Source organism: Thioalkalivibrio sp. ALM2T (assembly GCF_000381505.1).
GTDB lineage: Bacteria > Pseudomonadota > Gammaproteobacteria > Ectothiorhodospirales > Ectothiorhodospiraceae > Thioalkalivibrio > Thioalkalivibrio versutus.
In genome coordinates, this window is record NZ_KB906570.1 from 1 (window position 1) to 23,909 (window position 23,909).

Here is a 23,909-nt window from a genome sequence, read left to right on the forward strand (position 1 = left end):
AGACGGGGAGAGCAGGGATGGCTCGATCGTTGCGGTTGGAGTATCCGTGGGCGCTGTATCACGTAACGGCGCGTGGCAATCGGCGGGACTGGATCTATCTGGATGACGTTGACCATCGGCGCTTCGAAGAAACGCTGGCGCAGGCGGTCGAGCGATTCAACTGGGTGGTCTTTGCGTACTGCCTGATGGGCAACCACTATCACCTTCTGGTAGAGACGCCGGATGCGAACCTGGGGCGGGGGATGCAGTGGCTGAACGGCGTTTACACGCAGCGGTTCAACCGCCGTCACCGGCGTGTGGGTCATGTGCTTCAAGGCCGGTACAAGGCGATCCTGGTCGAGCGCGAGTCGTATCTTCTGGAATTGGCGCGCTACATCGTCCTCAACCCGGTGCGCGCGCATCTGATCGACGATCCTGCCGACTGGGATTGGAGCAGCTACCGGGCCACCGCGGGTCTTTCGGACGGCGCCTCGTGGTTATCGACGGATCGCGTGCTGGACGAATTCGGCGCTGCCGCCTCCCGACGCCAGGCGTATCGGCGCTTTGTCCATGAGGGGATCGGATGCGCTTCCCCCTGGAATGATCTGCATGCCCAGCTATTCCTTGGATCCGAGGCCTTTGTCGAGGAGCAGCTGGCAGGCCAGTCCGGCAGGCTGGACTCGGATCCGGAATACCCGAGGGCCCAGCAGCGGCCTATGCCGCCGACGCTCGACTCGCTGGCTGCCAGCTTGCCGAGGAATGAGGCGATCCGACGAGCCTATGCCAGCGGTGGCTACACGCTAAAGGCCATCGGTGACCATTTTGGTCTGCATTTTTCGCGCGTCAGTCGGATTGTGTCCCCGAGGGCAAAAGGCAAGGTTTGACCCCGTTGACTATGGCGACGCGGACGCGGCCGGCCTACGTGAGTCCCGCCCGTACGACAAACGTCCGCTAGGCGGGATCGGGGCAGAGTTCGAGGATCTGGTTGAGGACCGCGCAGGCTTCCCGGTAGGTCCCCTGCGGCACTTGTCCGGCTGGATGGGGTGTCGCGTTGCGTTGGCGCCAGTCGAAGGACTTTACTTGGTGGCAGAGGATGTAGCTGGTTTTTGCATCCGGCGTGGTACCCGCCACCACGGCGAATGGGTTGGTCGCATCGTAGTCGGCGGTGGTCATGGGGAGCCCCAGGACCAGCGAGGTTCGGGTGTTGAATTGGGTCGGCGACAGGACCAGGAAGGGGTGAATATCTCGCATCTCCCGTCCTGCCTGAGGGTTGCAGTCAATCCAGATGACATCACGGCGCCGGGGTACCCAGTCCTTGGGTGCTGCGCGCTTTACCATCGTTCATTTCCAAGCACGTCCGTGCGCATGACCTCACCGCCGTGGACATCCGGGTCAAACGCTTCCAGCCGCTCATCGAGCGTCATGGATTGACTGGTTTCCGGACGGATTACGATCTGGTTGCCCTCCACGGACACGATGACGGATTGGTCCGCCTCCAGATGCGCTGCGCGCGCGATGGCCGCTGGAAGGCGAACCCCCAGATTGTTGCCCCACCGCTTGATGTTCAGTCGTGTCTCGGCCATGGCTCCACCCGCAAGATGTATAGACATTGTTTAAACAACTGTATCACCCCGGTGTGGAAGTGCGCCGGACCGTTAGCCTGCCAGTTGGGTGGTCGATGCCTCGCGGTTGGAGGTGCGTTTCGCGGGGCTCAACGCACCCTACGGGGCGGTGCTATCCCGTAGGATGCCGATGAGCGAAGCGAATCGCATCATGGGGGCTGGCTAGCGAACGGGATCGACGCGGATTTCGACGGTGAGGGTGTCGCGGTCGCGGGTGGTGCGGCGGGAGGCGAGGCCGCGCTGCTCGGTGGCGCTCTCGCTGTGGACGCCGCCGAGGGTGTGCCAGGTGCCCGGCTCCAGGGTGAGCTGGGTGTCGATGGCGTCGCGGTCCACGGCGCCGCGCGCGAGGGGGCGTTCGTGGAGGTGGGCAATGGCGACGCGCACACGGCCGTCGGGTTGGACCTGGGGTCGCACGCGGAAGCCGCGGGCGGTGTCCTGTAGCAGGGGTTCGACGCCGACGACGGCGCGGCCGTGGATGATGCGGAAGCCGGCGGTGCGGGTCTCGCCGACCAGGATGATCGCATCGGTGCCTTCGCGCAGGCGCAGGTGCTGGGTCTGGTCGTCGCGGCGCGTGGTGCGCAGGCGCTGGGTGGTGATGCGCCCTTCGGTGCCGTCCGGGCCGCTCTCGAACTCGATACCGCTGCCGCGTTCGGTTCGCGGGGCGTCGCTGTGGCGGCGCACGGAGAGGATGAGGTCCTGGGTCGGGGCGTCAAGTTCGGCGACGACCTCGCGGATCTGCTGGAGGGTGCGGGCGTCGGCGCGTACCAGGAGGCGGAAGCCGTCGCCGCGCAGGGTGGCGGTGTCGCCGAACAGGGCCTGGAGCTCGGGCAGCAGGCTGTGGGCCAGGCGGTTTTGCAGCGGCAGGACCGCGACCTCGGCGTGGGTGTCGCGTGCGAAACCCGCTGCGGGTAGGAGCGTGCCAGCGCCTAGCGCGAGGGCTGCCCGTAGCCAGCGGCGCCGATCCACCATGCGGGGCATGTCAGACGAGGAGGCGGCGGAGTTCGACGGCTTCATCGCTGAGACTCCAGTTGGCCTCGAAGTCCTGGGCTGCGCGCTGGGTGCCGGGCCGGTCCTCGACATCGCCGCGCAGGATGCGGCGTCCGCCGGCCTGGGTGAGCTGCATCCAGCCGCTGTGATCGGCGATGGCGGTGACGGTGAGCGGGCTTTCCTCCGCGGCCTCCAGCCGGCGCACCGATACGGCGCTGGGTAGACGCTTGATGCTCTCGACCAGGCTTGGGAGTTGTTCCTTCAGGGCGAGATCGTCGTCCACCAGCAGGCGGATATCGGTGTGGCGATGGCGCCGCGCGATGCCGGCCAGCTCGGCGCCGAGGTCGGCTCCCGCGATCTCGGCCAGGAGCGCGACGCGGGCATGCAGCCAGAGGCGCCGGCGGGTGGCGGCCAGGAGTTCGGCCAGCAGGGCCTCGGCGTCGATCAGGGTCGGGTCGCGTTCGGGGGTGGTCATCGGCGTGTCGCTCGCGTGCTGGGTGCTCCTCTCAGCATAGGCGAGTGCGGGTGTGTTCGCATCTCTGGGTTCGGTGGTGGTTTCGTGCGGTTCCGGGAATCACGGAATTCGTGGGTTTCCGGGACGTTCGCCTGCAAGCAGGCTGCAACAGGATGTCTCGTAGGCAGGCGATAAGCGCAGCGAATCGCATCACGTGAGTGGTGCGTTTCGCAGGGCTCAACGCACCCTACGTTTGTGGGCGTTGCGGGGGGAGGGGTGCTGCCGATTCGCGTGCGAGCCCGCTCCCACAAAGCCTTCGTAGGATGCCGATGAGCGCAGCGAATCGCATCGCGGGGAGCGCTATAGCGGATGCGCGGCCAGGCCGTGGTTCGGGTGGCTCCAGGGTTGGCGGGGTCGTGGGATCGGGGAATGGATGCGGTGGAGCATGCGGCGGTGGGGGATGCCGGCGTCTTCGAAGGTGTCGCTGATGACGAAGAAGTCGTGGCGGGCGTAGAAGCCGATGCGGCTGTTCTGGGCGTTCAGCCAGACCTCGCGCCAGCCGTGGCGGGCAGCGGCCAGGAGGGCGCAGTCCAGCAGGCGCGAGCCGATGCCGTGTCCGCGCCAGGGTTCGCGCACGGCCATGCGGCCGATCTGGCCGGAGGGCAGCATGCGCAGGGTGCCGACCGGTTCGTCCCCTGGTCCGGTGGCCAGCCAGTGCAGGGCGGCGGCGTCCAGGCCGTCGAACTCCAGTGGTTCGGGCACGCCCTGTTCCTCGACGAAGACCTCGCAGCGAACTTGGGACAGTGCCTCGGCGTCGGCAGGCCAGGTGGCCTCCCGGAAGGCGATGCGGTGTTGCATGGCAATCCTCCGTCGGGACGCCGTGAGGGAGAGCCCCGATCCGTACGCGAGCGGACGGATGGATCAGTGGCTCCCCGGCCTTCCTGGCCCTGGGTCCCGGACGGAAGAGTCTAGTCCAGGTTGGAGCCATGTTCCTGTGAAGGGCTTCGCGGATCGGGGGCTGCGGGGGGGGTGGGGCCAGATGACGGGTAGGTTCTTTTCTGGCTTTGCGAGCGCCCCGCGGCAATCCAGGGGAGAGGCCCGGTGGCAGGTCCTGGAGATCGTCGCGGCGCTTCGCGCCTCGCGATGACGGGTAAAAACCAGGTGCTTTCCAGACCCCGCGGTGCGTGCGCGTGCACGCAGATTGGGGATGCCTGGAGCGTGAGTTCAGCGTTGGCCGATCAGGGTGTCGCGGAAGCGGCGGGAAAGGGGCTCTTCCGGGTGCAGCCAGATACCGAAGTAGGCCGTGGCGAAGTCGTGGCCGGGGACCTCGACCAGCGGCGTGCCGTTTTGCAGTAGGCGGGTGCCATGGCCCGGGCGGTATTCCAGGGCGTAGCGGTCGCCTGCCTCCATGTCGCGGTAGGCGGCGTTGAAGGTCTCCAGCCGGTCGGCCAGGGCCGCAAGGGTGTCCGGGGTCTGCTGGTCTTCGAGCAGGCTGTTTCCGCTCTTGCGGAAGTCGTCGGCGCTGATGGCGCGCAGATACTCCAGTTCCAGGCGCTTGGGCACGTCTGCCGTCAGTACATCGTCCGGAGCGACGTCTTCCGGGACGTAGAGCGCGCCGACGTAGACGCGAAAGATGGTGTAGCGATAGAGACGCCCGGCGCGCAGCGGGACGGTCGTGTCGTCGATCGTGACCGTGTTGGCAAAGCGGACGCCGTCGATCTCGGTCGTGGCGCTGGCGGGTGCGCCGGTCAGGAACAGTGCAAGCAGCAGCATGGATGCGAGCAGGGTCCCGCGGCGGGTGGCGTGGCTATTCATGGGTTGGTTCCTCCGGGCTGGGCTGAAGGTGCGGCGCGTTCGCGCGCGTGAATGCGTTCGCGCAGGGCGTGCTGGGCGTCGGCGTCGATGGGGAAGCGCCAGATCAGGGCCATCGCCGCGAGCTTGAAAAGCACCGGCAGGCCGGCGTAGGCCAGGGCCAGCACCAGCAGGGCGGTGGGGCCGTTGTTGCCGTCGGCCGAGAAGCCGGCCAGGCCCAGCAGCGGGAAGCTGATGCCCACGGCCAGGGCCAGGGCCAGCTTGGTAGCCATGCCCCACAGGCCGAAGAACAGCCCGGCGCGCTCGCCGCCGCCGTCGGCGGTGTCCTGGTCGATCACGTCGGCCTGCATCGCAGCCGGCAGCGCCAGGTCCACACCGAGGCTGAGCCCGGTCAATACCGTGATGGCGTAGAACGCGAGTACATCGCCGGAACCGAGGAACGGGACCCAGATGAAGAAGGTCGAGGCGAGCAGCATCGAGAGCGTCCACACCCGGTGCTTGGGCATCCGGCGGGCGAGGCGCAGCCACAGGGGCAGCGCGAGGATGCCGGTGGCGAAGTAGACCAGCAGCAGTGGCCCGGCGTGGCCGGGGGCCTCCAGCACGTGGGTGATGAACAGCAGGAACAGGGTGGCCGGGATGGCGTTGGCGGTGCCGTTCAGGACCCAGGCGAGGACCAGGCGGCGGAACGGCTGGTTGGACCGCAGCAGGATCCAGCCGGAGCGCCAGGGCACCGGCGCCAGGCGCCCCGGGCGCTCCGGCACCCGCCAGAGCAGGATCACGAAGGCGATCGGCAGCAGCACCCACAGCAACACAGCAAGGGTGGCCAGCGCCGCGCCGGCGTCGTCCTGCAGGCCCAGGACCGCTGGGAGCGCGGCGGCTGTTACCGTGCCCAGTACGACGAAGCCCTCGCGCGCGGCGGTGATGCGCGAGCGCTCGTGGTAGTCGCCGGAGAGCTCGGCGCCCCAGGCGGCGTAGGGCAGGGCGACCAGCGTCCAGCCGAGGTAGACCAGGGTGCTGAAGATCAGCAGATACCAAGCGCCGGCATCCGCCGGCGGGCGGAACAGGAAGGGCGCGGCGATCAGCAGCAGCGGGACGCCCGCAAGCATGACCGCGCGCCGCCGCCAGGCGCCGGGGATGCGGTCGGACAGATGGCCGATCAGCGGGTCGGTGACGACATCGAGCAGCCGTGCCAGCAGCAGAAAGACGCCCACCAGGGTGACGCCCAGGCCGGTGTGCTCGGCGTAGTGGGCGGGCAGGAAGACATACAGCGGCAGGCCGAGGACGGCCAGGGGCATGCCCAGGCCGCCGTAGGCGAACAGCCGCGGCCAGCGTAGTGTGCTCACCTCATCGGTTCGCGGGGTCATGGCCCGGCGCGGCGGGCTGGACGGGGCTTTGCAGAACCGCCTGCATCAGGTTCACGCGGGCGGTGTCGAAGCCGACCTCGCAATAGGCGAGGTAGTAGCGCCACATGCGCAGGAACGACTGCGAATAGCCCAGGGCCTCGATCACCGGCTCCGCCTGGCGGACCTCCCGGTGCCAGTGGCGCAGCGTGCGCGCGTAATCCTCGCCGAACAGGGCCTGGTCCTCGACCGCGAGCCCGGCACGCTCGGCCTCCGCGTTGAAGCGCGGGACCGAGGGCAGCATGCCACCGGGGAAGATGTAGAGCTGGATGAAGTCCGCGTTGCGGCGGTAGTACTCGAAGGCCTCTTCCGCGATGGTGATGACCTGCAGCGCCGCGCGGCCGCCCGGGCGCAGGCAGCTGCGGACCTTGGCGAAAAAGGTCGGCCACCAGTGTTCCCCCACGGCCTCGAACATCTCGATCGAGACCACGTGGTCGTAGGTGCCCTGCAGGTCGCGATAGTCCTGCAGACGCAGTTCCACGCGGTCGCTCAGGCCGGCGCGTTCGATGCGGGCGCGGGCATAGTCGAGTTGCTCCTGCGAGAGAGTCACGCCGGTGACGCGGTAGCCACGCTGCGCGGCCATCTCGGCAAAGCCGCCCCAGCCGCAGCCGATCTCGAGGATGTGTGCCCCAGGCTCGGCGTTTAGCTGATCCAGCAGGCGGGTGTACTTCTGCGCCTGGGCCTGTTCCAGGGCCTCGTCGCCGCGGGTGAACAGTGCCGACGAATAGCTCATCGTGCGGTCCAGCCACAGGTTGTAGAAGTCGTTGCCGAGATCGTAGTGGAAGCGAATATTGGCGCGGCTTCCGCGGCGACTGTTGCGGTGCATCCAGTGGCGCATGCGGTCGATGGCACGCTGCCATGTCGGGCGCTCGGCCATCGGCGCCAGGGCCTGTTCGTTGTCGGTGGCGAAGCGCAGCAGCGTCTGCAGGTCGGGGGTGATCCAGTCGCCACTGATGAAGCCTTCGGCGAAGCCGATATCGCCGTGGCGCAGCAGGCGCAGGATGGCCCGCCACGGGCGGCGGAAGTGCCATACCGCCTCGACGCCGGCCTTGCGTCCGCGCACGGTGATGCGGTCGCCCGACGGACCGATCAGGGTGATCTGCCCGGTATCGATGTCTTTCAGGGCGCGGGCCACCAGGCGCAGGGCCCAGTCGCGCCGGGTTGTGCCTTCATGCGGGGTGTCGAGGTGGTCGAGGGCCATTAGTCGATCTCCTGTGCGGGGGGTGCGGGCCGTGGGTGATAGCGCCCGCCGCGCCACCAGATTCTGAGAGCCTGCCAGTGGATCAGCGGCAGGATTTTGAGGGTCATCCAGGGTTTCTTCAGGAAGGCGGCCAGCAGCGCGCGGTCGCTGAACGGACGCAGGCGGCCGTGTTGCGAGGCCACCAGCATCCGTTCCTGGTCCTGGTATTCGTTGATCGCGATGCGCAGCGATGCGCCGGACTGCAGGCGTGGCGGCGTCAGGGTGAAGGCGTAGCGCGCGTGCATGTCGATGAACGGTGAGACGTGGAAGGCCTTGTTCTTTTCCTGGCGCACGGGGAGGGCCATGGGGGCGCCGTTCTCGTGCAGCAGGTAGTGGTGGTGCTCGCCGAAGGTATTGCGCACCTCCAGCAGGATGGCGCGCAGTTCGCCGTCGGCATGCCGGGCGTACCAGACACTGAGCGGGTTGAAGGCGTGCCCGAGGACGCGCGGCATGGTCAGCAGGTGAATCGGGCCACCGGCCAGGTCGATGGCGTGTTCGGCCAGGTGGGCCTCGATCCACGGGCGCCAGGGGCGGCCGTCGCGCGGGCCGTGGTCCCGGGTGCGCAGGCTGAACAGGTTGAAGCGATTCAGCGAGAACAGACGGCAGCGCTGTGTGGTCTCCGCCAGTCGATCGATATCGAACAGCGCGCTGGTTACCGGGTAGCGAAAGCGATATTGCTGCGGAAAGAACCGCTGGTGCAGCACCGTGCCATGGACCAGGGCGGCGTCCATTCACGCGCTCCGGGATTGCGCAGGCGGCGCGTGCGTCGGTGTCGCTACGCCGCCGTGAATGGCGGAGCCCGATTGGTGGGCGGTCTGCATGGGGGGGTGCGCAGGGCCGGACCAAGGCGGTTCGATGTCCAGCGATCGCCCGATGGAAACTGCCGAGCGCAGTCCATCCTCGTGGAAACCGTAGCCCATCCACGCGCCGGCGAAGTACAGGTTGTTCTCGCCCTGGGTGGTCGCGAGGCGCTGACGCGCCTTCTCCGCCGCGGTGTCCATGACCGGGTGTTCCCAGTGCTGTTCGCCGAGCACGGTGTTCGGGTGCGGCTCGCGCCAGGGGTTCAGGCTGATGATGTAGTCCTGGCGCCGTTCCAGGCGATGCAGGCGGTTCATCCAGTAGGAGACCGAGACGCTGTCGCGCGCCTGGGTGGATCGCCCGGAGAGATAGTTCCAGGAGGACCACACGCGGCGCGAGCGGGGCATCAGCGCCGGGTCGGTGTGCAGTATCGCGCGGTTGGGCTGGAAGCGGCAGGCGGCGAGCAGACGCTCGCGTGCCGGGTCGGCCTTGTTCAGCAGCCAGCGCGCGGTGTTGGCGTGGCAGGCGAACACGACCGCGTCGAACCCAACTGCTTGATCGTGGGTCAGGACCCGCCACCGGTCGGCATCGGGGATCACTGCGCGTACCGGCTGGTGAATCACGCTGCCGGGTTCCAGGCGCTCCGCGAGCCGCTGGACGTACTCGCGGCTGCCGCCAACCACCGTGCGCCATTGCGGGCGATCACGCAGATCCAGCAGGCCGTGGTTGTGGAAGAACTGCAGGAAACTGGCGGCCGGAAACTCGCGGATCTCCTCGGGCGGGCAGGACCAGATTGCGGCCGCCATCGGCAGCAGGTAGTCCTCGGTGAAGCCGCGGCCCAGTTGGTGTCGGGCGAGGAACGCGCCGAGCGTGCCCTCCGGGCTTTCCCCACGCTCGAACAGGCCCTTGCCCAGGCGGTTGAAGCGCAGGATATCGCTCGCCATGCGCAGGAACGTCGGGCGCACCAGGTTGCGGCGCTGCGCGAACAGGGTGTTCAGATCGGAGCCGGCATACTCGACGCCCGCGGGCTGACGCGAGTAGCCGAAGGACATGTCCGTATCCTGGGTGGGGACGTCGAGTTCCGCGAACAGGCGAGTGAGCAGGGGGTAGTTGCGCTCGTTGTAGACCACGAAGCCGGTGTCGATGGCCGTGTGGCCCTGCGGATCGGGTACCTCCACCGTATGGGCATGGCCGCCGAGCTCCGGTTCCGATTCGAACAGTTGGACCTGGTGCCGGGTCTGCAGAATCCAGGCGGCGGACAGGCCGGCGATGCCTCCGCCGATGACGGCGATGCGCGAGCGTTGCATGGTGGTGGATCTCCGGGCCGCAGGGCGATGTACATCTTATACAATAACTGTACAATATTTGTAAATGGTGGCGGTAAAAAGTTCCCCGGCCTCCAATAGGAGGGCGGTATACCGCGAAACAGGTACAGCGGGAGACGCGGATCGTGAACACAGATAACCAGGCGCAAGCGGGCGCCCCCGAGTGGCCGGCAGAGGTGCGCGATGCACTGACGACCCACGAGATCGTGGGCATCACCTCCGGGCTGTCGGATTTCCGGGATGCCGAGGCGCTTCTGAAGGCGACGGCCCCGGGGCGCTGGCAGCGGCTGGAGTGGGGCATGGGCTCGGCCCATAACCGCGAGCAGTTCCATGCGTTGCAACAGGCCACCGGCGCCGCGGTGCTGCCCCTGTTTGTGACGCGCGAAGGGGTGATCGGGGGGCTCCCTGAACTGCGCGAGTACCTGGGCCACCGAGCCCTGCTGGCGCGCGGCGAGGGCGCGCGCCCGGATACCCCGGCACCTGCATTGCAGGTGCTCGGGTACGCCGGGCTGCTACCCTTCGCGTTCTTCGGCATCGGGGCCTGGATGGCCCAGCCCGAATGGCAGGTTTTCGCGCTGGAGGCCCTGGCGCTCTATGGTGCGGTGATCCTGTCGTTCCTGGGGGCTGTCCACTGGGGAATCTATCTGGCGGATCGGCAGCACCGGGTGGGTCCGCTCTCGGCGCCGGTGTGGGCGGTGGTGCCGTCCGTCCTGGCCTGGCTGGCGGTGCTGCAGCCGCTGCCGCAGGCCTTGATGACGCTGGCAGTGCTGTTTCTTGGGGTGTGGTGGGTGGATCGGCTGAGCCTGCAGCGGCGAGCGTTGCCCCGTGGCTATCTCGGTCTGCGCCTGGTGCTGACCGTGGGCGCGATGCTGGCCCTGGCCTCCGGCCTCGCGGTCACCATCGCGGCCTGAGCAGGAAAGAGGAAGAACGCGAGAATGAACGAGAACAAGGAACCATCGATGAACGCAGATGCCCGCATGGCCGACGAGCCGACGGCCACCCCTGCCTCGGGCCAGCCGCTGGCCGCCCCGGAACAACTCGCCGAGCACTACCGCGAGATTCTCGCCGGGCTCGGCGAGAATCCGCAACGCGAGGGCCTGCGGGATACGCCGATGCGCGCGGCCAAGGCCATGCAATATCTGACGCGTGGCTACCAGCAGGATCTGGACACCATCGTGAACGATGCGCTGTTCTCGTCCGATAACGACGAGATGGTCCTGCTGCGCGATATCGAGCTGTACTCCCTGTGCGAGCATCACCTGCTGCCGATTATCGGCAAGGTGCATGTCGCCTACCTGCCCAATGGCAAGGTGATCGGCCTGTCGAAGATCGCCCGCATCGTGGACATGTTCGCCGCGCGCCTGCAGATCCAGGAAAGCCTGACCCGCGAGATTGCCGAGGCCCTGATGCAGGTGACGGGGGCCAAGGGGGTTGGCGTGGTGGTGGATGCCAAGCATATGTGCATGACCATGCGCGGCGTCGAGAAGCAGCATTCGTCCATGGCGACCTCGGTGATGCTGGGCGCCTTCCGCGAGGACGGCCGTACCCGCCGCGAGTTCCTCAACCTGATCCACGGTAGCCGCGACTGAACCCGGAGAGGGCGGCGCCGGGGCTCTCTCAGCGCAACGGGATGTTGAACGAGATGTAGTTGACCCCGGCCATGCGCATGTGGCGAACGTCCTGCGCCAGGCTGTTCAACAGGTAAAGGCCCAGCTCGCGCAGCGATTGCTCGTCGCTGGCCGTCCATTGGCGTGCCTCGCGCAGCGTGGCCTCGTCGACCTCGGCTGCGGCGGTGCGATCGATCATTTCCACTGCCAGGGTTTCGCCCTCGCGTTCCAGACGCACATCGACCGGTCGGCTGCGCCCCGGTTCGCGGGCCGCCTGCTCGGACAGATGCATGAAGACCTCTTCCAGGGCGATCTGCAGCTTGACCGACTGCTTCTCCGGCAGGCTCAGGCTTTCGCCAAATTCCTGCGCCATCGCGTGGACCTGTGGCAGCGAATCCGCCTCGGGCTCGAAGGTCGCACGGCGGTGCGGGCGCGGCCGCAGGTTGAAGATCATGCTCAGTGCCACCGCGACCGTGCCGCCAGTGGAGACGCCGTTATTCAGAAACGGGCTCAGGGCTTCCGGGATCAGGTGGTGGAAAAACAGCTGATTCTGGAAGATGAAACCCGTCGAGAAGGCAACACCGATGATCAGGCCGCTCTGGTAGTTGAGGCCGTCCTGGGCGCACAGGCGGATCCCGGCGACGAACAGCAGGGCCAGCAGAATGAGCAGGAACGCGCCGAAGACCGGGCCCGGCAGGGAGATCATCAGCATGTTCAGCTTGGGGATCAGCGCGATCAGCGCGAGAAAGGCGGCGAAGTAGTAGCCGACCCGGCGGGCGGCCATGCCGGTCAGCTCGATCGAGGAGACGCCAATGCCGTAGGTCGTGTTGGGCAGTGTGCCCAGACTGCCGGCGATCATGTTGCCCAGGCCGTCCGCATACAGTCCGCCGCGCACGCGGTCGTGGTCGATCTTGCGCGGGGTGCGGTAGGAATTGCGCTGCGCGACCTGGGTGTCGCCAATGGACTCTACCGCGCCGACCAGGGTCACGATCGCGAAGGTCAGCAGCAGCGTGAACCAGGTGGGCGAGAACTCGAAGTAGAAGCCAGGCCATTCCAACGGCGGCAGGCCGAACCAGGCCGCCTCGGCGACCTCCGAGAAATCCGTGACGCCGAAGATCATCGCGACCACGATCCCGGAGCCCAGGCCCATGATGGGTGCCCACAGGCGCAGCAGGCGCCCGCCGAAGACCGCCACCAGGATGGTGAACCCGAGGGTGAACAGGGCGACCGTCAGCGCCCGCCAGGTCCCCTCGTAGTCGCCTTCGCCCTGCATCATGTCGGCTGTGGTGGGGATCACGCCGAGCACCACCAGCATGATCACGACCCCACTGACCGTGGGCGTGATGATGCGACGGAACAGCCCGAGATAGCGCGCGAACAGGAATTGTACCGGGGCCGACAGCACTCCAAGGGTGCCGACCAGCGCCATGCCGCCGACCAGGGCGGCCTCGATGCCTACGGCCAGATAGGCGGTCGAGGTCCCCATGAAGATCAGGTAGCCCGACCCGACCGGACCGACGCGGCGGACCTGGATCAGCGTGGCGAGCGCGCTGCCGATCAGGGCGGCGAATACGGTCCACTGGGTTGCGGCCAGATCGAGGCCAATGGCGCGGGCCAGGATCAGGGGGGCAATGATAATGGCCGGTGCGACCAACAGCAGGCTTTGCAGCGCGCTGATCGTGCATTTGACCGGAGGCGGGTGATCGTCCACCTCGTAGAGGATCTTCGACTGGGAAGCTTCGGCCACGGTGCCCCTGTGCGCGATTGGCGAAAGCGCGCAATCATAACAGCGACGTGGTGTCGGGAGCCCAAGGGGTATTGGTCGGGCGTTGCCCCGTGTCGGTGGGGACGGACAACCCGACAAAAAAAGGCCCGGCGCAATGGCCGGGCCCAAGATCGTTCAGACACCCGTGTGATGGAGGGTTGTCGTCTGAACGGCGGATCACCGGCTGCCGTTGCCACGAGCCGATGATTTCCGCAACTTGTATAAGTGGACAGGGTGTGTGGAAACAGGTTCCTGCCAGCGGCTGAAAGAGTGTGATGGGTGTCACATTTTCCGATGGGCGCTGGGATCTCGCCGAGGCCCATTCGCCTGCAAGCAGGCTCCTACAGGTAGTTGCCTTCGTAGGAGCCTGCTTGCAGGCGAACGCTCCAGAACGCCGATACGATCAACGTGTTTGTCCCACCTGCGGAGGGTTCGTGCTAATCAGGACTCATTTTTGTTTTCCCGGTCTTTCGCGGAGGCGCGATGCGCGGTCTTGAACAGATTCCCTGGTTGTACGACTCCCTGATGGCCAGTGCCGAGGTGTTGGGCTTTCGCCGCTGGCGGCGGCGCCTGGTAGCGGGCGCTACAGGCCGGGTGCTGGAGATCGGGTGTGGCACTGGGCGTGATCTACCCCTGTATGACGACGCCTCTCGAGTGATCGCCATGGATCCCGACCTGGCCGCATTGCGCCGCGCCCGCCGACGGGCTCCGGGGGTGCCCCTGGTGGTCGCGCGGGCCGAGGCGCTCCCGTTTGCCGACAATGCCTTCGATACCGTCGTGTCGGGGCTGGTGTTCTGCAGCGTGCAGGATCCGCCCCAGGCCCTGGGCGAGGTGCGCCGGGTGCTGGCCGATGGCGGCCAGCTGCGGATGCTGGAGCATGTGCGTCATGCGCGACCGGTGTTCGCCCGCCTGCAGGATCGCGTGCAGCCGGCCTGGACCTGTGTGACGGGGGGCTGCCACCCGAATCGCGATACCGAGGCCGCCGTGGAGCAGGCCGGGTTCTGCATCGAACCCGAGGATCGCGTGGCCCGCGGCGTGATGCGGCGCTTTGCCGCGCGGGTGTGCCGAGCGCCCGAAGGTCCTGCCGGACGCAACGCGGGAAAGACTGATTGAAGGTCGAGGACCTTGTTCACCACGAAAAGCACGCAGGCGCGAAGAAGGGGAAGCATCGGCGACGAGAGTTCGGGTGCTGATCGTCGTTCGTAAGGGTGTGCGTTGAAAATTCTCCCGCGTGCGAAAAAATCGTGCATGGAGGCTCAAGTCTTGCGGGATGCGGCCGTCAGCGGGGACAGGCCCGTTTGCGCGTTGGACGTCCACGGGCCTGAACATTCAGCGTTCTAGGAGTACCGAGATGGATGCAAGCGCGATTGCCGCGATGGCCACGCAGAACAGCCAGCAGCAGGTGGCGATGCAGAAGGATGTGGCCGTTCAGAAGAAGGCGATGGAATCGCAGGAGATGGCCGCTCAGTCCCTGCTGCAGGCGATGCCCGACATCGGCGAGATGCAGGCCGCCACACAGGGTCTGCCGGAGAACGTGGGCACCAACATCAACACCAAGGCCTGACGCCTCATAGCCTCTCGCCCCAAAAGGCCCCGGCGCGCCAACGACCCGGGGCCTTTTTCGTTCCGCCATCCCCACCGCTCAGCAACAACCCCGACCCACGTCATCCCGGAATCCGCGTCGCGAAAATTGTCATCCCGGAAACGGCGAAGCCGTTATCCGGGATCTCCCGGGGCTGGCAATGCGTCGGTGGCACCCCTGGGAGATCCCGGCTCTCCGCTTCGCTACGGCCGGGATGACGACGTAGTCGAGATGCGGCCGGGGTGGCACGTACTGGGCCCTGTCCCCAACCATTCCATCAAGAACCTTCACGCCCTTCCCATCTTCCTGTGAATCGCCCTTGACCCGCCTTGCTCTGTGTACTCCGTGCCCTCTGTGGTGAAAGTCCTTTGACCTTCTCGTGCCTTCGTGTGCTTCGTGGTGAATCCTGCTATTGCCGCTGGGCCTCGAACTCGATCATGAGTTCGACCTCGTCCCCCACGATGTCGCGGATCAGCCCGTAGGTCATGCCGAAGTCCGAGCGATTGAAGCTGCCGCGCATGGAGGCGCCCAGCACATAGGGGCGGCCAAACAGTCCACCGAGCGGGAACGGGTAGCGCCCGACCTTGTTGATGGTCACGTCGAGATGGATGGTGCGGGTCTCGCCCAGCAGTTCCAGGCCACCACTGAGGCGGCCGGTGTTTTCGCCGGTGGGCTGGTAGCGCGTGGCGGTGAAGCGCATCTCCGGGTATTCCTCGACGTTCAGGAAGTCCTCGTTGCGCAGGTGGTCGTCGCGCTCGGCGTGGTTGGTGAACACGCTGTCGGTCTGGATCACAAAGTAGCCGCCGCCCAGCTCATTCGTTTCGGGGTCGAACTCGAATTCGCCCTCGGCCTCGAGGAACATGCCCATGACCTTGGCGTAGCCGGCATGATCGACCATGAAACCGACCGCGAAGTGGTCGGGGTCGATCACCCAGCGATCGGTACTGGCCAGTGCAGTGGTACCCGGCAGGGCGAGGGCGGCCGCGAGCAGCAGGGCCAGGAGCGCGTGGCGCAGGTGGATGGTCGGGCGGATGCAGCGGGCGTCAGTCATGGCACACCTCCGGTCGGTGGCGATAGAGCCAGTGGATATCCACGGCAAAGGACAGGCCGAGGGCCAACAGCCCGGCCAGGGCGATGGTGATGGCGGCGCTGGCGGGCAGGCCGGGGATCAGCACCAGAAGGAGCACCACGGTCTGCAGCACACAGACGGTCTGGCGGCGGCGGCTGGGGGGCAGCGCCCCGGCCAGCCAGGGCCAGGGGCGGGCGGCCAGCACGAAGGCATAGCGCATCAGCCCGATCAGAATCACCCAGGGGCCGACCGCGGTCATCTGCCAGGCCAGTACCGACAGTGCCAGGATCATCGCTGCGTCCAGTTCCATGTCGAAGCGGGCGCCGAATGCGGTGGCGCTGTCGGTCCGCCGGGCGACGGCCCCGTCGAGTCCGTCCAGCAGCAGGGCCAGACCCGCCAGCGCAATCACCCAGAGCGCCAGCAATGGGTCGCCGGTGGCAGGGGGAACGAATACCAGGGCCCCCAGAGGTGCGGTCAGGGCGGCGCGCAGCAGTGTGACCCGGTTGGCCGGGCCGGGGCCGCGTCCGTCCCGGGCCAGTCCGTCCGGGGGGGTGGTGGTGGCGAGCAGGGCGCCGAGCATGAACCAGAGCACGACAAAGCCGATGATTGCGTGTGGCCCCAGTTCGGCATGCAGCATCAGTGCCGCCGTGACGACCAGGCCCAGCAGGCCGGCGACGAGCCCGTCGGCCGCCCAGACGCGGAGACCGGTCCGTATCCGTGCCGCGGAGCGACGTTTGGCGGTGGATGATTCCATGGGGGGATTGTAGCCCTCCGTTGGAGGTGTCCGGGCTTTTGCCTTGCGACCACGCCGCGCGCCGGGAGTTGCCGCTTGGAATGCGCTTCGCCCACACTGCGCGGATGATGACGCCGCCTTGCACCCTGACCTTGCAGTGCCTCCGGTGAACACGCCGGCTCCCGAACAGGCCTTCTGGGTGGTCGGTCCCGGCACGGGCGAGCTGCGCCCGGAGGCGCTGGCGGAGCCGGCCCCGGGGGAGGTGCGGGTGCGCACGCAGTTTTCCGCGATCAGTCGCGGGACCGAGTCGCTGATCTTTCATGGCCGGGTCCCCGCGAGCCAGTATCAGGCAATGCGCGCGCCGTTCCAGGCGGGCGAGTTCCCCTGGCCGGTCAAGTACGGGTACATCAGTGTCGGTATGGTCGAGGCGGGGGGCGAAGGGGATGTGCCGCTCGGGCAGCGGGTGTTCTGTCTGTATCCGCACCAGAGCGCCTATGTCGTGCCCGCGGCCGCGGTGGTCCCGATCCCGGACGCGGTGCCGGCGGAGCGCGCGGTGCTGGCGGCCAACATGGAGACGGCGATCAACGCGGTCTGGGATGGGCAACCGGGTCCGGGGGATCGCATGGCGGTGATCGGGGCCGGGGTGGTCGGGCTGCTGGTGGCCTGGCTGCTGCGCGCGATCCCCGGCACCGAGGTGACGTTGATCGACCCCAACCCCCAGCGCGAGGCCGTGGCGGCCCGGCTGGGGTTGAGCCTTTGCACCCCGGACGCGGCGCAAGCGAATCCGGACCTGCAGGGACTGGATGGGGTCGTACATGCCAGCGGCAACCCGGCCGGGCTGGAGCAGGCGCTGGCGCTCGCCGGGGTCGAGGTCCGGGTGGTGGAGATGAGCTGGTACGGCGATCAGCCGGTACCGGCGCCGCTGGGCGAGGCCTTTCACTCGCGGCGGCTGACGTTGCGCAGCTCGCAGGTCGGACGCATCCCGCCGGAGCGCGCGGCGCGCTGGGACTATCGCCGCCGCCTGGCGCTGGCGCTATCACTGCTGGCCGATCCGGCGCTGGATGCGCTGATCAGTGGGGAGGATGCGTTCGCCGACCTGCCGACGGCGATGCAGCGTGTCTCCGGGCCCGAGGCCGCACGCACGCTGTGCCACCGGATTCGTTACTGACCCCTTTTCCGTTCAACTCGACCTGCGGGGAACTGCCCGATGTACAGCCTGAACGTCCGTGATCATTTCATGATCGCCCACAGCTTTTCCGGCGAGACCTTCGGCCCGGCCCAGAAGCTCCACGGCGCGACCTACGTGGTCGACGTGACCTTCCGCCGCAAGGCCCTGGATGCCGATGGCCTGGTGGTGGATATCGGACGCGCCAGCGAGGTGGTGAAGGCCCTCCTGGGCGATCTGAACTACCAGAATCTGGACGAGCGCGAGGATTTTCGCGGCCAGAACACCACCACCGAATTCCTCGCCCATGCGTTGCATCAGCGCGTGGCGCGCGCCATCCATGCCGGCGAGCTGGGTGAATCGGCCCGCGAGCTGGACGCGGTGTGCGTAACCCTGAACGAGTCGCACGTCGCCTGGGCCAGCTATGAGGCGGCACCCTGAGCCGAATGCGTGAGCTCGGCCTGGTGGTGCCGGGGTCGCTGGACCAGCGCACCGGCGGGTATCGCTACGATGCGCGCATGGTCGCGGGCTTGAGGGCGCGCGGCTGGACGGTGACGGTGCGCGAGCTGGAGGGGGCATTCCCCGGGCCGGACGCGGCGGCCGAGTCGGCGCTGGACGGCGCGCTCGCGGGCTTCCCCGATGGGCGGGCGGTGCTGCTGGACGGCCTGGCCGCGGGTGCCTTTTCCGAGGTGCTGGCCCGCCACACCGCGCGCCTGCATCTGATCTATCTGCTGCATCACCCGCTGGGCCTGGAGACCGGGCTGGAACCGGCGCGGGCCGATGACCTGCTGGCACGTGAACGCGCCGCCGTGGGTCAGGTAGAGGGCGTGCTGGCTACCAGTGCCTTCACCGCCGGGCAGGTGACCACTTGGGGGGTGTCTTCCAGGCGGCTCCAGGCGATACCGCCGGGGGTCGAACCGCGGCCGCAGGCGTTGGGGCCGGGTCCCGGCGAGCGGCCGCTGCTGCTCTGTGTGGGCTCGGTCGTGCCGCGCAAGGGCCAGCTGGAACTGGTGCAGGCCCTGGCGTGCATCCGGACCACGGACTGGCGGGCGGTCTTGGTGGGTTCGCGTGTGCGGGACGCGGCCTATGTGCAGCGGGTGGAGGCGGCGATCACCGAGGCCGGGCTTGGAGATCGGATCGAGTGGGCCGGCGAATGCGACGATGCGGCGCTGGAGGTCTGGTACGCGCGGGCCTCGCTGTTTGTCCTGTTCAGCGCTTACGAGGGCTTCGGCATGGCCTATACCGAGGCGATGGCGCGCGGCCTGCCGGTGATCGGTACCACCGGTGGCGCGATCCCTGCGACCGTGCCGGAGGCGGCCGGCCGGCTGGTTCCGCCAGGAGATATCGGGGCGCTTGCCGAGGCCATTGACGCCTTGTTGACCGATGCTGGAGCGCGCTACCGGATGGGACGGGTGGCACGCGAGGCGATGGCGGAACGTTCGGACTGGGGTGGTGCGGTGGCCGCGCTGGAACAGACGCTGGAGGATTGGCTGCAATGACGGAATCCTTCGACGCCGACTGGCTGGCCCTGCGCGAGGCAGCCGATCATGCGGCCCGGCCGGAGGCCCTGGTCGAATCCCTGCGCGCGCATCTGGCTGGGCGAAGTGTCGCCGCCCCCCTTGAGGTGACGGATCTGGGCAGCGGCACCGGCTCCAACCTGCGCTACCTCGCGCCGCGACTTCCGCCCCCGCAACACTGGCGGCTGGTGGATCACGATGCCGGGCTGCTGGGCCGCGCCGTCGCTCCGGGCGCCGGGATCGAGCTCGAGCGGTGCGTGAGCGACCTGGCCGACGATCCGGGTGCGGTCCTCGCGGGCGGATCGTCGCTGGTTACGGGTTCGGCGCTGTTGGATCTGGTTTCGGACGACTGGCTGGACCGGTTGCTTGCGGCCTGCGCCGAACAGGGTGCCGCGGTGTTGTTCGCACTGAGTTATGACGGGCGGATTCGCTGGTCGCAGCCGCATGCCCTGGATGCCGAGTTGGAGGACGCGGTCAATCGGCACCAGCGCTCGGACAAGGGGTTCGGCCCGGCCCTGGGGCCGACCGCCGCGCCGGCCTGTGCGGCGCGGATCGAGGGGCTGGGGTACGGGGTGCAAACCTGCGCCAGTGACTGGCGGATTGACGCGCATCAGGCGGCGCTGGGCGCGGCCCTGATCGACGGCTGGGTGGCCGCAGCCAGCGCGATCGACCCGGGCCGGGCGGCGGATTTGCGTGCCTGGGGCAAGGCGCGCGCCGTGGCACTCGCCCGCGGCGAGGTCGAGCTGACCGTCGGGCATCAGGATGTGCTCGGGTTGCGCTGAGCCATGTCGCCCGGGTGTTTTAATCAGCACCCCCTTACAAGGGAGAATTGGCGCCGATGTGCTGTCCGTTATCCTGTTCGCTCTGGAAGGCGATTCGGTGCAGGATAGAAATAGGTAATGGAATGAACGCTTGACGGAGACCCCGGAGAAGCGCTGATGAATACATTCATCCGTGTTGCCCGAGTCGCTCCGCCAATGGAAAAACCGGAAAAGGTGAGGCATGGAACAGGCAGATAACAAGCAGAGAAGTTTCGTTAATCGCTACTGGATCGTGATCGTGATCGTGCTGTGGCTGATCGCCTGGTCGGCGCGCGATGTGCTGGCCCCCAGCGCCGATGCGGTGCCGGAGGACGCGGATGTCGAGGCCGTCGCGGTGGCCGAGGATGCCCCGGCCCCAGCGGACGAGACGGCGCCGCGCGAGGGGCGTTTGTCGGAGGGTGACATGGACCCGATGACGGGCGAGGCCTACGAGCCTGAGGACGAGGGGGGCGCACAGCGCCCGATTCCGGACCCGCAGGAACAGGCGCAGCTCCGGGCCACCGGTGAGCCGATGAGCGAGGAAGAGGTCGCGCGGCAGGTGCAGGAGGCGCTGGAGGCAGGGCGCGTCGCCTACTGGCGTGGCGGACCCGAGGATGCGGTCCAGGTGCTGCGCACGGCACTGGAAGACATTCCGGCCACCTCGGCGCAGCGTGCCGACCTCTACGGCGAGCTGGGCAACGCCCTGTATGCGGCTGACGATGCCGCAGGCGCGATGCGGGCCTGGGACAGCGCCCTGGGGCTGTTGCCGACGAGCGAGCGGCGTTCGATGATCGAGCGCCTGGCGCCGGTGTATGACCGCCACCACCGCGATGGCGCCCGCCATCTGCGACAGTACCGCTAGGTCTTTTCGCGCCGCCGGAAGGCGCGGTCAGGGCAACCGAAAAGGCCCCGGGGGTGTACACCTCCGGGGCCTTTTCTTGTGGGGGCGGTCGTCTGCCAGCCGCAGGTTCAGACTAGCTGGTAGCGGTGCAGCTTGCGCCACAGGGTGCTGCGATCCATGCCCAGGGCGCGGGCGGTCTGCGAGCGATTTCCGGCATGGGCGACCAGTGCCTCGCGCAGGCGCCGGGCCTCCGGATGTTCGCTAGGCTGGCCGTCGCGGGTCGGGTGGCCCGCCCGGTCGTTCGGTTGGCCGTCGGGAGCGTGGGCCGGGTCATGGCGGTTGGTGCGCGGCGCATGGATCGTGTCCGCCGCGTCGGCATCCACCCGGATCGGCTGGGGCAGGGGGAAGTCGTCCACCTGACCGTTGCGGGCGTGCAGGGTCAGACACTCGAAGACGTTCTCCAGCTCGCGGAAGTTGCCCGGCCAGGGGTGCTCCTGCAGCCGTTCCTTCAGATGCGGCGCGATGCGGATGCCGTGGTGTACCTCATAGGCCTGCAGGGTGGCTTCCAGATCCCGGGGCCGTTCGCGCAGCGGCGGGATTTCCACCGTGGCGACCGCGAGGCGGTAGAACAGGTCGGTGCGGAACGCGCCGGCCTCGACGCGGCTGCGCAGGTTCTGATTAGACGCGGAAAGGATGCGCACATCCACTTGCCGGGTGGTGTTCTCGCCGACGCGTTCAAAGGCGCCATCCTGGACCGCGCGCAGCAGCTTGGCCTGCAGGCGCTGGCTCATCTCGCCGATCTCGTCGAGGAACAAGGTGCCGCCGTCGGCCGTTTCGAAGCGCCCGACCCGGTCGTTGACCGCCCCGGAGAAGGCCCCGCGGGCGTGGCCGAACAGTTCGGATTCCAGCAACTCCTCGGGGATCGCCGCGCAGTTGATCTCGACGAACGGGGCGCGGGTGCGGCGGCTGGACTGGTGGATGGCCCGGGCCAGGCGCGTTTTCCCGGTGCCGGATTCGCCCATGAGCATCACGCGCACGTCGCTGGCGGCCACGCGCCGTGCGAACTGCAGCGTGGGCCGGCAGTTGGCGTCGTGGGAATGGAAGTGGCTGTCGTCGAGCCCGTCCTGTTCGTCCTCGCTGATGGTTTCCACCGCGGTTGTTCGCCGGCGTTGCGGTTGCAGGGTGATGAGACGCAGTGCGCGCTGGTCATCGTTCAGGCGCAGTGGCTGGCTGATCACCTCCAGCGGGAGGGTCTCGTCGTCCAGTTCCGCCATTAGCGAGAAGTGCAGGGCGTGCGGCGTGCTGTTGGCGTCGGCATCGTGCTCGCCGGCGGCAATGGCGGCCTCTTGCAGGTGTTGTTCGAGATTCAGTGGTCCGAGGTTCGCCAGGGTGAGGCGGGCATCGGAGGGGATTTGCAGCGTCTGGTGAAAGGCCGGGTTGGCGAACAGGACACGGCCCCGGGTGTCGCTGATGAGGTGTGGGTCGCGACTGTGTCGGATGCAGATCTCGGCCAGTTCGGTTGTGGTCATCCCGCCTCCTTTTCTTGTTGGAGGGGCCGGCGGAAACGGTGCGGTGTTGCAACACCCGGGGTCACCTGCAACACCCCCGGTATGGCCCGTTTCGCCAATCCCTGTCTCGGTTATAGCGCGAAACGGGGGTGTTGCAACAGTCATTGCTTAAATATCAGTAAATCCTAATTAAGTGATTGTTTTATAAGAAGGTCGATATATTGGCATATACGTTGCTTGTAGTCGGGCATGAGTTCATCTACATACTGGGTAATGGATACCCACTGCGGTTTTCAGCTGGCTGACCCGGGTCGCCGGACGGGCCTCGCCGCCAGTTTCCCCGGCGTCCGGTCGAGTGCGGTCCATTCCCTGCCCCCGGTCCCGTGTGCGCAGGTGCGCCGGGTGCGGGGGCCTTCTTTCATCGCGACATTCGGCGCGAGGTAGGACGACCATGCTTGCTCGAGTTTCCCGACGCCTCCTGGCCCGCACCCTCCTGGGTACCGCGCTGGCTCTGCCGCTGTTCGGCATCTCGGCGGCTCACGCCGCCGGTCCCGTCCTCACGGTGGAGCCGGATCAGGCGGCCACTCAGACCGTTAGTGGCACCGTGGTCCCCTATCGTGAAGTCACCCTGACCGCGCAATCCGCGGGGCGCGTGGTGGATGTGGCGGGCGCCGAAGGCGACCGCTTCGAACAGGGGGCGGTGCTGGTGGCGATCAGCGACGACCGGCTGCGCGCCCAGCGCCAGGCGGCCGAGGCCGAGATGCGCACCGCCGAGGCCGCGATCCGCGAGGCCCAGATGCAGTACGGCCGCGAGATGGTCTCGCCACAGTCGCGCAGCATTGGCCAGATGCCGGGCATGGGCGTGCCGTCGATGTTCGACCAGATGTTCACTCAGCCGATGGGCCAGGTCATGGGCATGGGCGATCCCGCGCTGGATCGCCGCACGGACCTCTATTCCCGCTACATCGGCGTGGATCAGGCGCAGGCGCGCTGGGAGCAGGCCCGGGCCCGGGTCACCGAACTGGACGCGGCCATCCGCGACACCCGGTCCGAGGCGCCCTTCGATGGTCTGGTGATGCACAAGCACGTGGAAGAGGGCGATACCGTCCAGCCCGGTCAGCCGCTGGTGAGCTTCGGCCATGTCGAATTCCTGCGCGTCGAGGCGCAGGTGCCGGTGCGGCTGGTGAGCGGCCTGCAGGAGGACGACTACGTGCAGGTGCGGCTGGATACCGGTGACGAAGTGGAGGCCCGGGTCGCCCGGATCTTCCCCCTGGCTGACCCGCAGCGCCACACCGTCACGGTCAAGTTCGACCTGCCGCAGGGCGTGCGCGGTGGCCCGGGCATGCATGCGGCGGTGCATCTGCCGCAGAGCGAGCTTTCCAGTAACCGGGTCGTGATCCCGCGTTCGGCATTGATCCCGGGCGGTGCCTTGCCGCGCGTGGCCGTGCTTGATGGCGAGGGCCACGTCCGCGTGCGCATGGTGCGCCTGGGTGGCGGACGCGGCGACCAGGTGGTGGTCACCTCCGGGCTGGAGCCGGGCATGCAGATCCTGGCCCGACCGGGCGCGGGTGTGCGTTCCGGCCAGCCGGTGGGGCGCGGTTCCCCGGATTCGGGCGTCGGACGCCGCGACGGTGTCACGGATCCCTGGAGCCGTATGTAGGGATCCATACCCGGCTGCAGGCCGGGACTATCAGCGCCGGTTGCT

General features: G+C 67.7%; 25 protein-coding genes. 11 read left to right on the plus strand and 14 right to left on the minus strand.

The features are described 5' to 3' along the window. Window positions 1-17 precede the first annotated feature (17 nt). A complete protein-coding gene (locus F816_RS0112500; RefSeq protein ID WP_026333267.1) occupies window positions 18-863 on the plus strand; it encodes a transposase in 846 nt (281 codons plus the stop codon). Window positions 864-930: 67 nt separating this feature from the next. Here the strand turns inward: F816_RS0112500 and F816_RS0112505 are convergent, their stop codons facing one another. The 10 genes from F816_RS0112505 to F816_RS0112555 all read right to left on the minus strand — a co-directional run bounded on the left by F816_RS0112505 (window position 931) and on the right by F816_RS0112555 (window position 9,599). Next, entirely contained in the window at window positions 931-1,317 is a 387-nt protein-coding gene (locus tag F816_RS0112505) for a type II toxin-antitoxin system PemK/MazF family toxin (protein ID WP_255349505.1), read from the minus strand. Beyond that, entirely contained in the window at window positions 1,311-1,562 is a 252-nt protein-coding gene (locus F816_RS0112510) for an AbrB/MazE/SpoVT family DNA-binding domain-containing protein (RefSeq protein WP_019595014.1), read from the minus strand. The genes F816_RS0112505 and F816_RS0112510 overlap by 7 nt, the downstream gene beginning before the upstream one ends. Window positions 1,563-1,763: 201 nt before the next feature. Beyond that, complete coding sequence (locus F816_RS0112515; RefSeq protein WP_019595015.1) at window positions 1,764-2,615, minus strand: hypothetical protein; 852 nt, start codon at window positions 2,613-2,615, stop codon at window positions 1,764-1,766. Continuing rightward, window positions 2,581-3,063: a hypothetical protein gene (locus tag F816_RS0112520; RefSeq protein WP_018144443.1), complete on the minus strand. Its 483-nt coding sequence runs from the start codon at window positions 3,061-3,063 to the stop codon at window positions 2,581-2,583. The genes F816_RS0112515 and F816_RS0112520 overlap by 35 nt, the downstream gene beginning before the upstream one ends. 339 nt (window positions 3,064-3,402) lie before the next feature. After that, a complete protein-coding gene (locus F816_RS0112525) occupies window positions 3,403-3,900 on the minus strand; it encodes a GNAT family N-acetyltransferase (RefSeq protein ID WP_019595016.1) in 498 nt (165 codons plus the stop codon). Between the two features lie 366 nt (window positions 3,901-4,266). Then, window positions 4,267-4,857, minus strand: a complete 591-nt coding sequence (locus tag F816_RS0112535) for a chalcone isomerase family protein (protein WP_019595018.1) — start codon at window positions 4,855-4,857, stop codon at window positions 4,267-4,269. Further along, entirely contained in the window at window positions 4,854-6,218 is a 1,365-nt protein-coding gene (locus tag F816_RS0112540; RefSeq protein ID WP_019595019.1) for an MFS transporter, read from the minus strand. Before F816_RS0112540 ends, F816_RS0112535 begins: the two co-directional genes overlap by 4 nt. Further along, on the minus strand, window positions 6,199-7,455 hold the full coding sequence (locus F816_RS0112545; protein ID WP_019595020.1) for a cyclopropane-fatty-acyl-phospholipid synthase family protein: 1,257 nt from the start codon (window positions 7,453-7,455) through the stop codon (window positions 6,199-6,201). Before F816_RS0112545 ends, F816_RS0112540 begins: the two co-directional genes overlap by 20 nt. Continuing rightward, window positions 7,455-8,225, minus strand: a complete 771-nt coding sequence (locus tag F816_RS0112550) for a DUF1365 domain-containing protein (protein ID WP_019595021.1) — start codon at window positions 8,223-8,225, stop codon at window positions 7,455-7,457. Before F816_RS0112550 ends, F816_RS0112545 begins: the two co-directional genes overlap by 1 nt. Continuing rightward, the gene (locus tag F816_RS0112555; RefSeq protein WP_019595022.1) at window positions 8,226-9,599 is read right to left on the minus strand and encodes an NAD(P)/FAD-dependent oxidoreductase; all 1,374 of its coding nucleotides are present in this window, start codon (window positions 9,597-9,599) and stop codon (window positions 8,226-8,228) included. 143 nt (window positions 9,600-9,742) lie between these two features. Here F816_RS0112555 and F816_RS0112560 point away from each other — a divergent pair, with 143 nt between their 5' ends. Together F816_RS0112560 and folE are read left to right on the plus strand one after the other, a co-directional pair. After that, window positions 9,743-10,528, plus strand: coding sequence for a DUF3429 domain-containing protein (locus F816_RS0112560; RefSeq protein WP_026333269.1), 786 nt, complete (start codon window positions 9,743-9,745; stop codon window positions 10,526-10,528). Between the two features lie 24 nt (window positions 10,529-10,552). Continuing rightward, a complete protein-coding gene (gene folE, locus F816_RS0112565; RefSeq protein WP_019595024.1) occupies window positions 10,553-11,206 on the plus strand; it encodes a GTP cyclohydrolase I FolE in 654 nt (217 codons plus the stop codon). Between the two features lie 28 nt (window positions 11,207-11,234). On the opposite strand, the gene F816_RS0112570 is transcribed toward folE, so the two are convergent. Further along, the gene (locus F816_RS0112570) at window positions 11,235-12,971 is read right to left on the minus strand and encodes a uracil-xanthine permease family protein (RefSeq protein ID WP_019595025.1); all 1,737 of its coding nucleotides are present in this window, start codon (window positions 12,969-12,971) and stop codon (window positions 11,235-11,237) included. 501 nt (window positions 12,972-13,472) lie between these two features. Here F816_RS0112570 and F816_RS0112575 point away from each other — a divergent pair. Both F816_RS0112575 and F816_RS0112580 read left to right on the plus strand, forming a co-directional pair. Next, window positions 13,473-14,102 carry a class I SAM-dependent methyltransferase gene (locus tag F816_RS0112575; protein ID WP_019595026.1) on the plus strand — a complete coding sequence of 210 codons (630 nt, stop codon included), beginning with the start codon at window positions 13,473-13,475 and terminating at the stop codon, window positions 14,100-14,102. A gap of 238 nt (window positions 14,103-14,340) precedes the next feature. After that, window positions 14,341-14,553, plus strand: coding sequence for a YjfB family protein (locus F816_RS0112580; protein ID WP_019595027.1), 213 nt, complete (start codon window positions 14,341-14,343; stop codon window positions 14,551-14,553). A 427-nt stretch (window positions 14,554-14,980) separates the two neighbouring features. Here the strand turns inward: F816_RS0112580 and F816_RS0112585 are convergent, their stop codons facing one another. Together F816_RS0112585 and F816_RS0112590 are read right to left on the minus strand one after the other, a co-directional pair. After that, a complete protein-coding gene (locus tag F816_RS0112585; protein ID WP_019595028.1) occupies window positions 14,981-15,622 on the minus strand; it encodes a YceI family protein in 642 nt (213 codons plus the stop codon). Further along, window positions 15,615-16,394: a CDP-alcohol phosphatidyltransferase family protein gene (locus F816_RS0112590; RefSeq protein ID WP_019595029.1), complete on the minus strand. Its 780-nt coding sequence runs from the start codon at window positions 16,392-16,394 to the stop codon at window positions 15,615-15,617. The genes F816_RS0112585 and F816_RS0112590 overlap by 8 nt, the downstream gene beginning before the upstream one ends. A gap of 136 nt (window positions 16,395-16,530) precedes the next feature. Between F816_RS0112590 and F816_RS0112595 the strand changes: the two genes are divergently transcribed. The 5 genes from F816_RS0112595 (at window position 16,531) to F816_RS0112615 (ending at window position 20,717) form a co-directional block, all read left to right on the plus strand. Next, on the plus strand, window positions 16,531-17,541 hold the full coding sequence (locus tag F816_RS0112595) for a zinc-binding alcohol dehydrogenase (RefSeq protein WP_019595030.1): 1,011 nt from the start codon (window positions 16,531-16,533) through the stop codon (window positions 17,539-17,541). A gap of 39 nt (window positions 17,542-17,580) precedes the next feature. Further along, window positions 17,581-17,979 (plus strand): 6-carboxytetrahydropterin synthase, encoded by a 399-nt coding sequence (locus F816_RS0112600; protein WP_019595031.1) that lies wholly within the window; start codon window positions 17,581-17,583, stop codon window positions 17,977-17,979. Between the two features lie 5 nt (window positions 17,980-17,984). Next, window positions 17,985-19,037, plus strand: coding sequence for a glycosyltransferase family 4 protein (locus F816_RS0112605; protein WP_019595032.1), 1,053 nt, complete (start codon window positions 17,985-17,987; stop codon window positions 19,035-19,037). Further along, window positions 19,034-19,837 carry a class I SAM-dependent methyltransferase gene (locus F816_RS0112610; protein WP_019595033.1) on the plus strand — a complete coding sequence of 268 codons (804 nt, stop codon included), beginning with the start codon at window positions 19,034-19,036 and terminating at the stop codon, window positions 19,835-19,837. Before F816_RS0112605 ends, F816_RS0112610 begins: the two co-directional genes overlap by 4 nt. A gap of 220 nt (window positions 19,838-20,057) precedes the next feature. Next, entirely contained in the window at window positions 20,058-20,717 is a 660-nt protein-coding gene (locus F816_RS0112615; protein WP_019595034.1) for a hypothetical protein, read from the plus strand. A gap of 107 nt (window positions 20,718-20,824) precedes the next feature. On the opposite strand, the gene F816_RS0112620 is transcribed toward F816_RS0112615, so the two are convergent. Continuing rightward, window positions 20,825-22,225, minus strand: coding sequence for a sigma-54-dependent Fis family transcriptional regulator (locus tag F816_RS0112620; RefSeq protein ID WP_019595035.1), 1,401 nt, complete (start codon window positions 22,223-22,225; stop codon window positions 20,825-20,827). A 430-nt stretch (window positions 22,226-22,655) separates the two neighbouring features. On the opposite strand from F816_RS0112620, the gene F816_RS0112625 reads away from it, so the two are divergent. Beyond that, window positions 22,656-23,864, plus strand: coding sequence for an efflux RND transporter periplasmic adaptor subunit (locus F816_RS0112625; RefSeq protein ID WP_019595036.1), 1,209 nt, complete (start codon window positions 22,656-22,658; stop codon window positions 23,862-23,864). Window positions 23,865-23,909: the final 45 nt, after the last annotated feature.

Excerpts from the sequence above, each read along its gene's own strand:
- F816_RS0112500 (WP_026333267.1), top strand. The coding sequence starts at position 18 with ATGGCTCGATCGTTGCGGTTGGAGTATCCGTGGGCGCTGTATCACGTA.
- F816_RS0112505 (WP_255349505.1), bottom strand. The coding sequence starts at position 1,317 with ATGGTAAAGCGCGCAGCACCCAAGGACTGGGTACCCCGGCGCCGTGAT.
- F816_RS0112510 (WP_019595014.1), bottom strand. The coding sequence starts at position 1,562 with ATGGCCGAGACACGACTGAACATCAAGCGGTGGGGCAACAATCTGGGG.
- F816_RS0112515 (WP_019595015.1), bottom strand. The coding sequence starts at position 2,615 with ATGAAGCCGTCGAACTCCGCCGCCTCCTCGTCTGACATGCCCCGCATG.
- F816_RS0112520 (WP_018144443.1), bottom strand. The coding sequence starts at position 3,063 with ATGACCACCCCCGAACGCGACCCGACCCTGATCGACGCCGAGGCCCTG.
- F816_RS0112525 (WP_019595016.1), bottom strand. The coding sequence starts at position 3,900 with ATGCAACACCGCATCGCCTTCCGGGAGGCCACCTGGCCTGCCGACGCC.
- F816_RS0112535 (WP_019595018.1), bottom strand. The coding sequence starts at position 4,857 with ATGAATAGCCACGCCACCCGCCGCGGGACCCTGCTCGCATCCATGCTG.
- F816_RS0112540 (WP_019595019.1), bottom strand. The coding sequence starts at position 6,218 with ATGACCCCGCGAACCGATGAGGTGAGCACACTACGCTGGCCGCGGCTG.
- F816_RS0112545 (WP_019595020.1), bottom strand. The coding sequence starts at position 7,455 with ATGGCCCTCGACCACCTCGACACCCCGCATGAAGGCACAACCCGGCGC.
- F816_RS0112550 (WP_019595021.1), bottom strand. The coding sequence starts at position 8,225 with ATGGACGCCGCCCTGGTCCATGGCACGGTGCTGCACCAGCGGTTCTTT.
- F816_RS0112555 (WP_019595022.1), bottom strand. The coding sequence starts at position 9,599 with ATGCAACGCTCGCGCATCGCCGTCATCGGCGGAGGCATCGCCGGCCTG.
- folE (WP_019595024.1), top strand. The coding sequence starts at position 10,553 with ATGAACGAGAACAAGGAACCATCGATGAACGCAGATGCCCGCATGGCC.
- F816_RS0112575 (WP_019595026.1), top strand. The coding sequence starts at position 13,473 with ATGCGCGGTCTTGAACAGATTCCCTGGTTGTACGACTCCCTGATGGCC.
- F816_RS0112580 (WP_019595027.1), top strand. The coding sequence starts at position 14,341 with ATGGATGCAAGCGCGATTGCCGCGATGGCCACGCAGAACAGCCAGCAG.
- F816_RS0112585 (WP_019595028.1), bottom strand. The coding sequence starts at position 15,622 with ATGACTGACGCCCGCTGCATCCGCCCGACCATCCACCTGCGCCACGCG.
- F816_RS0112590 (WP_019595029.1), bottom strand. The coding sequence starts at position 16,394 with ATGGAATCATCCACCGCCAAACGTCGCTCCGCGGCACGGATACGGACC.
- F816_RS0112600 (WP_019595031.1), top strand. The coding sequence starts at position 17,581 with ATGTACAGCCTGAACGTCCGTGATCATTTCATGATCGCCCACAGCTTT.
- F816_RS0112605 (WP_019595032.1), top strand. The coding sequence starts at position 17,985 with ATGCGTGAGCTCGGCCTGGTGGTGCCGGGGTCGCTGGACCAGCGCACC.
- F816_RS0112610 (WP_019595033.1), top strand. The coding sequence starts at position 19,034 with ATGACGGAATCCTTCGACGCCGACTGGCTGGCCCTGCGCGAGGCAGCC.
- F816_RS0112615 (WP_019595034.1), top strand. The coding sequence starts at position 20,058 with ATGGAACAGGCAGATAACAAGCAGAGAAGTTTCGTTAATCGCTACTGG.
- F816_RS0112620 (WP_019595035.1), bottom strand. The coding sequence starts at position 22,225 with ATGACCACAACCGAACTGGCCGAGATCTGCATCCGACACAGTCGCGAC.
- F816_RS0112625 (WP_019595036.1), top strand. The coding sequence starts at position 22,656 with ATGCTTGCTCGAGTTTCCCGACGCCTCCTGGCCCGCACCCTCCTGGGT.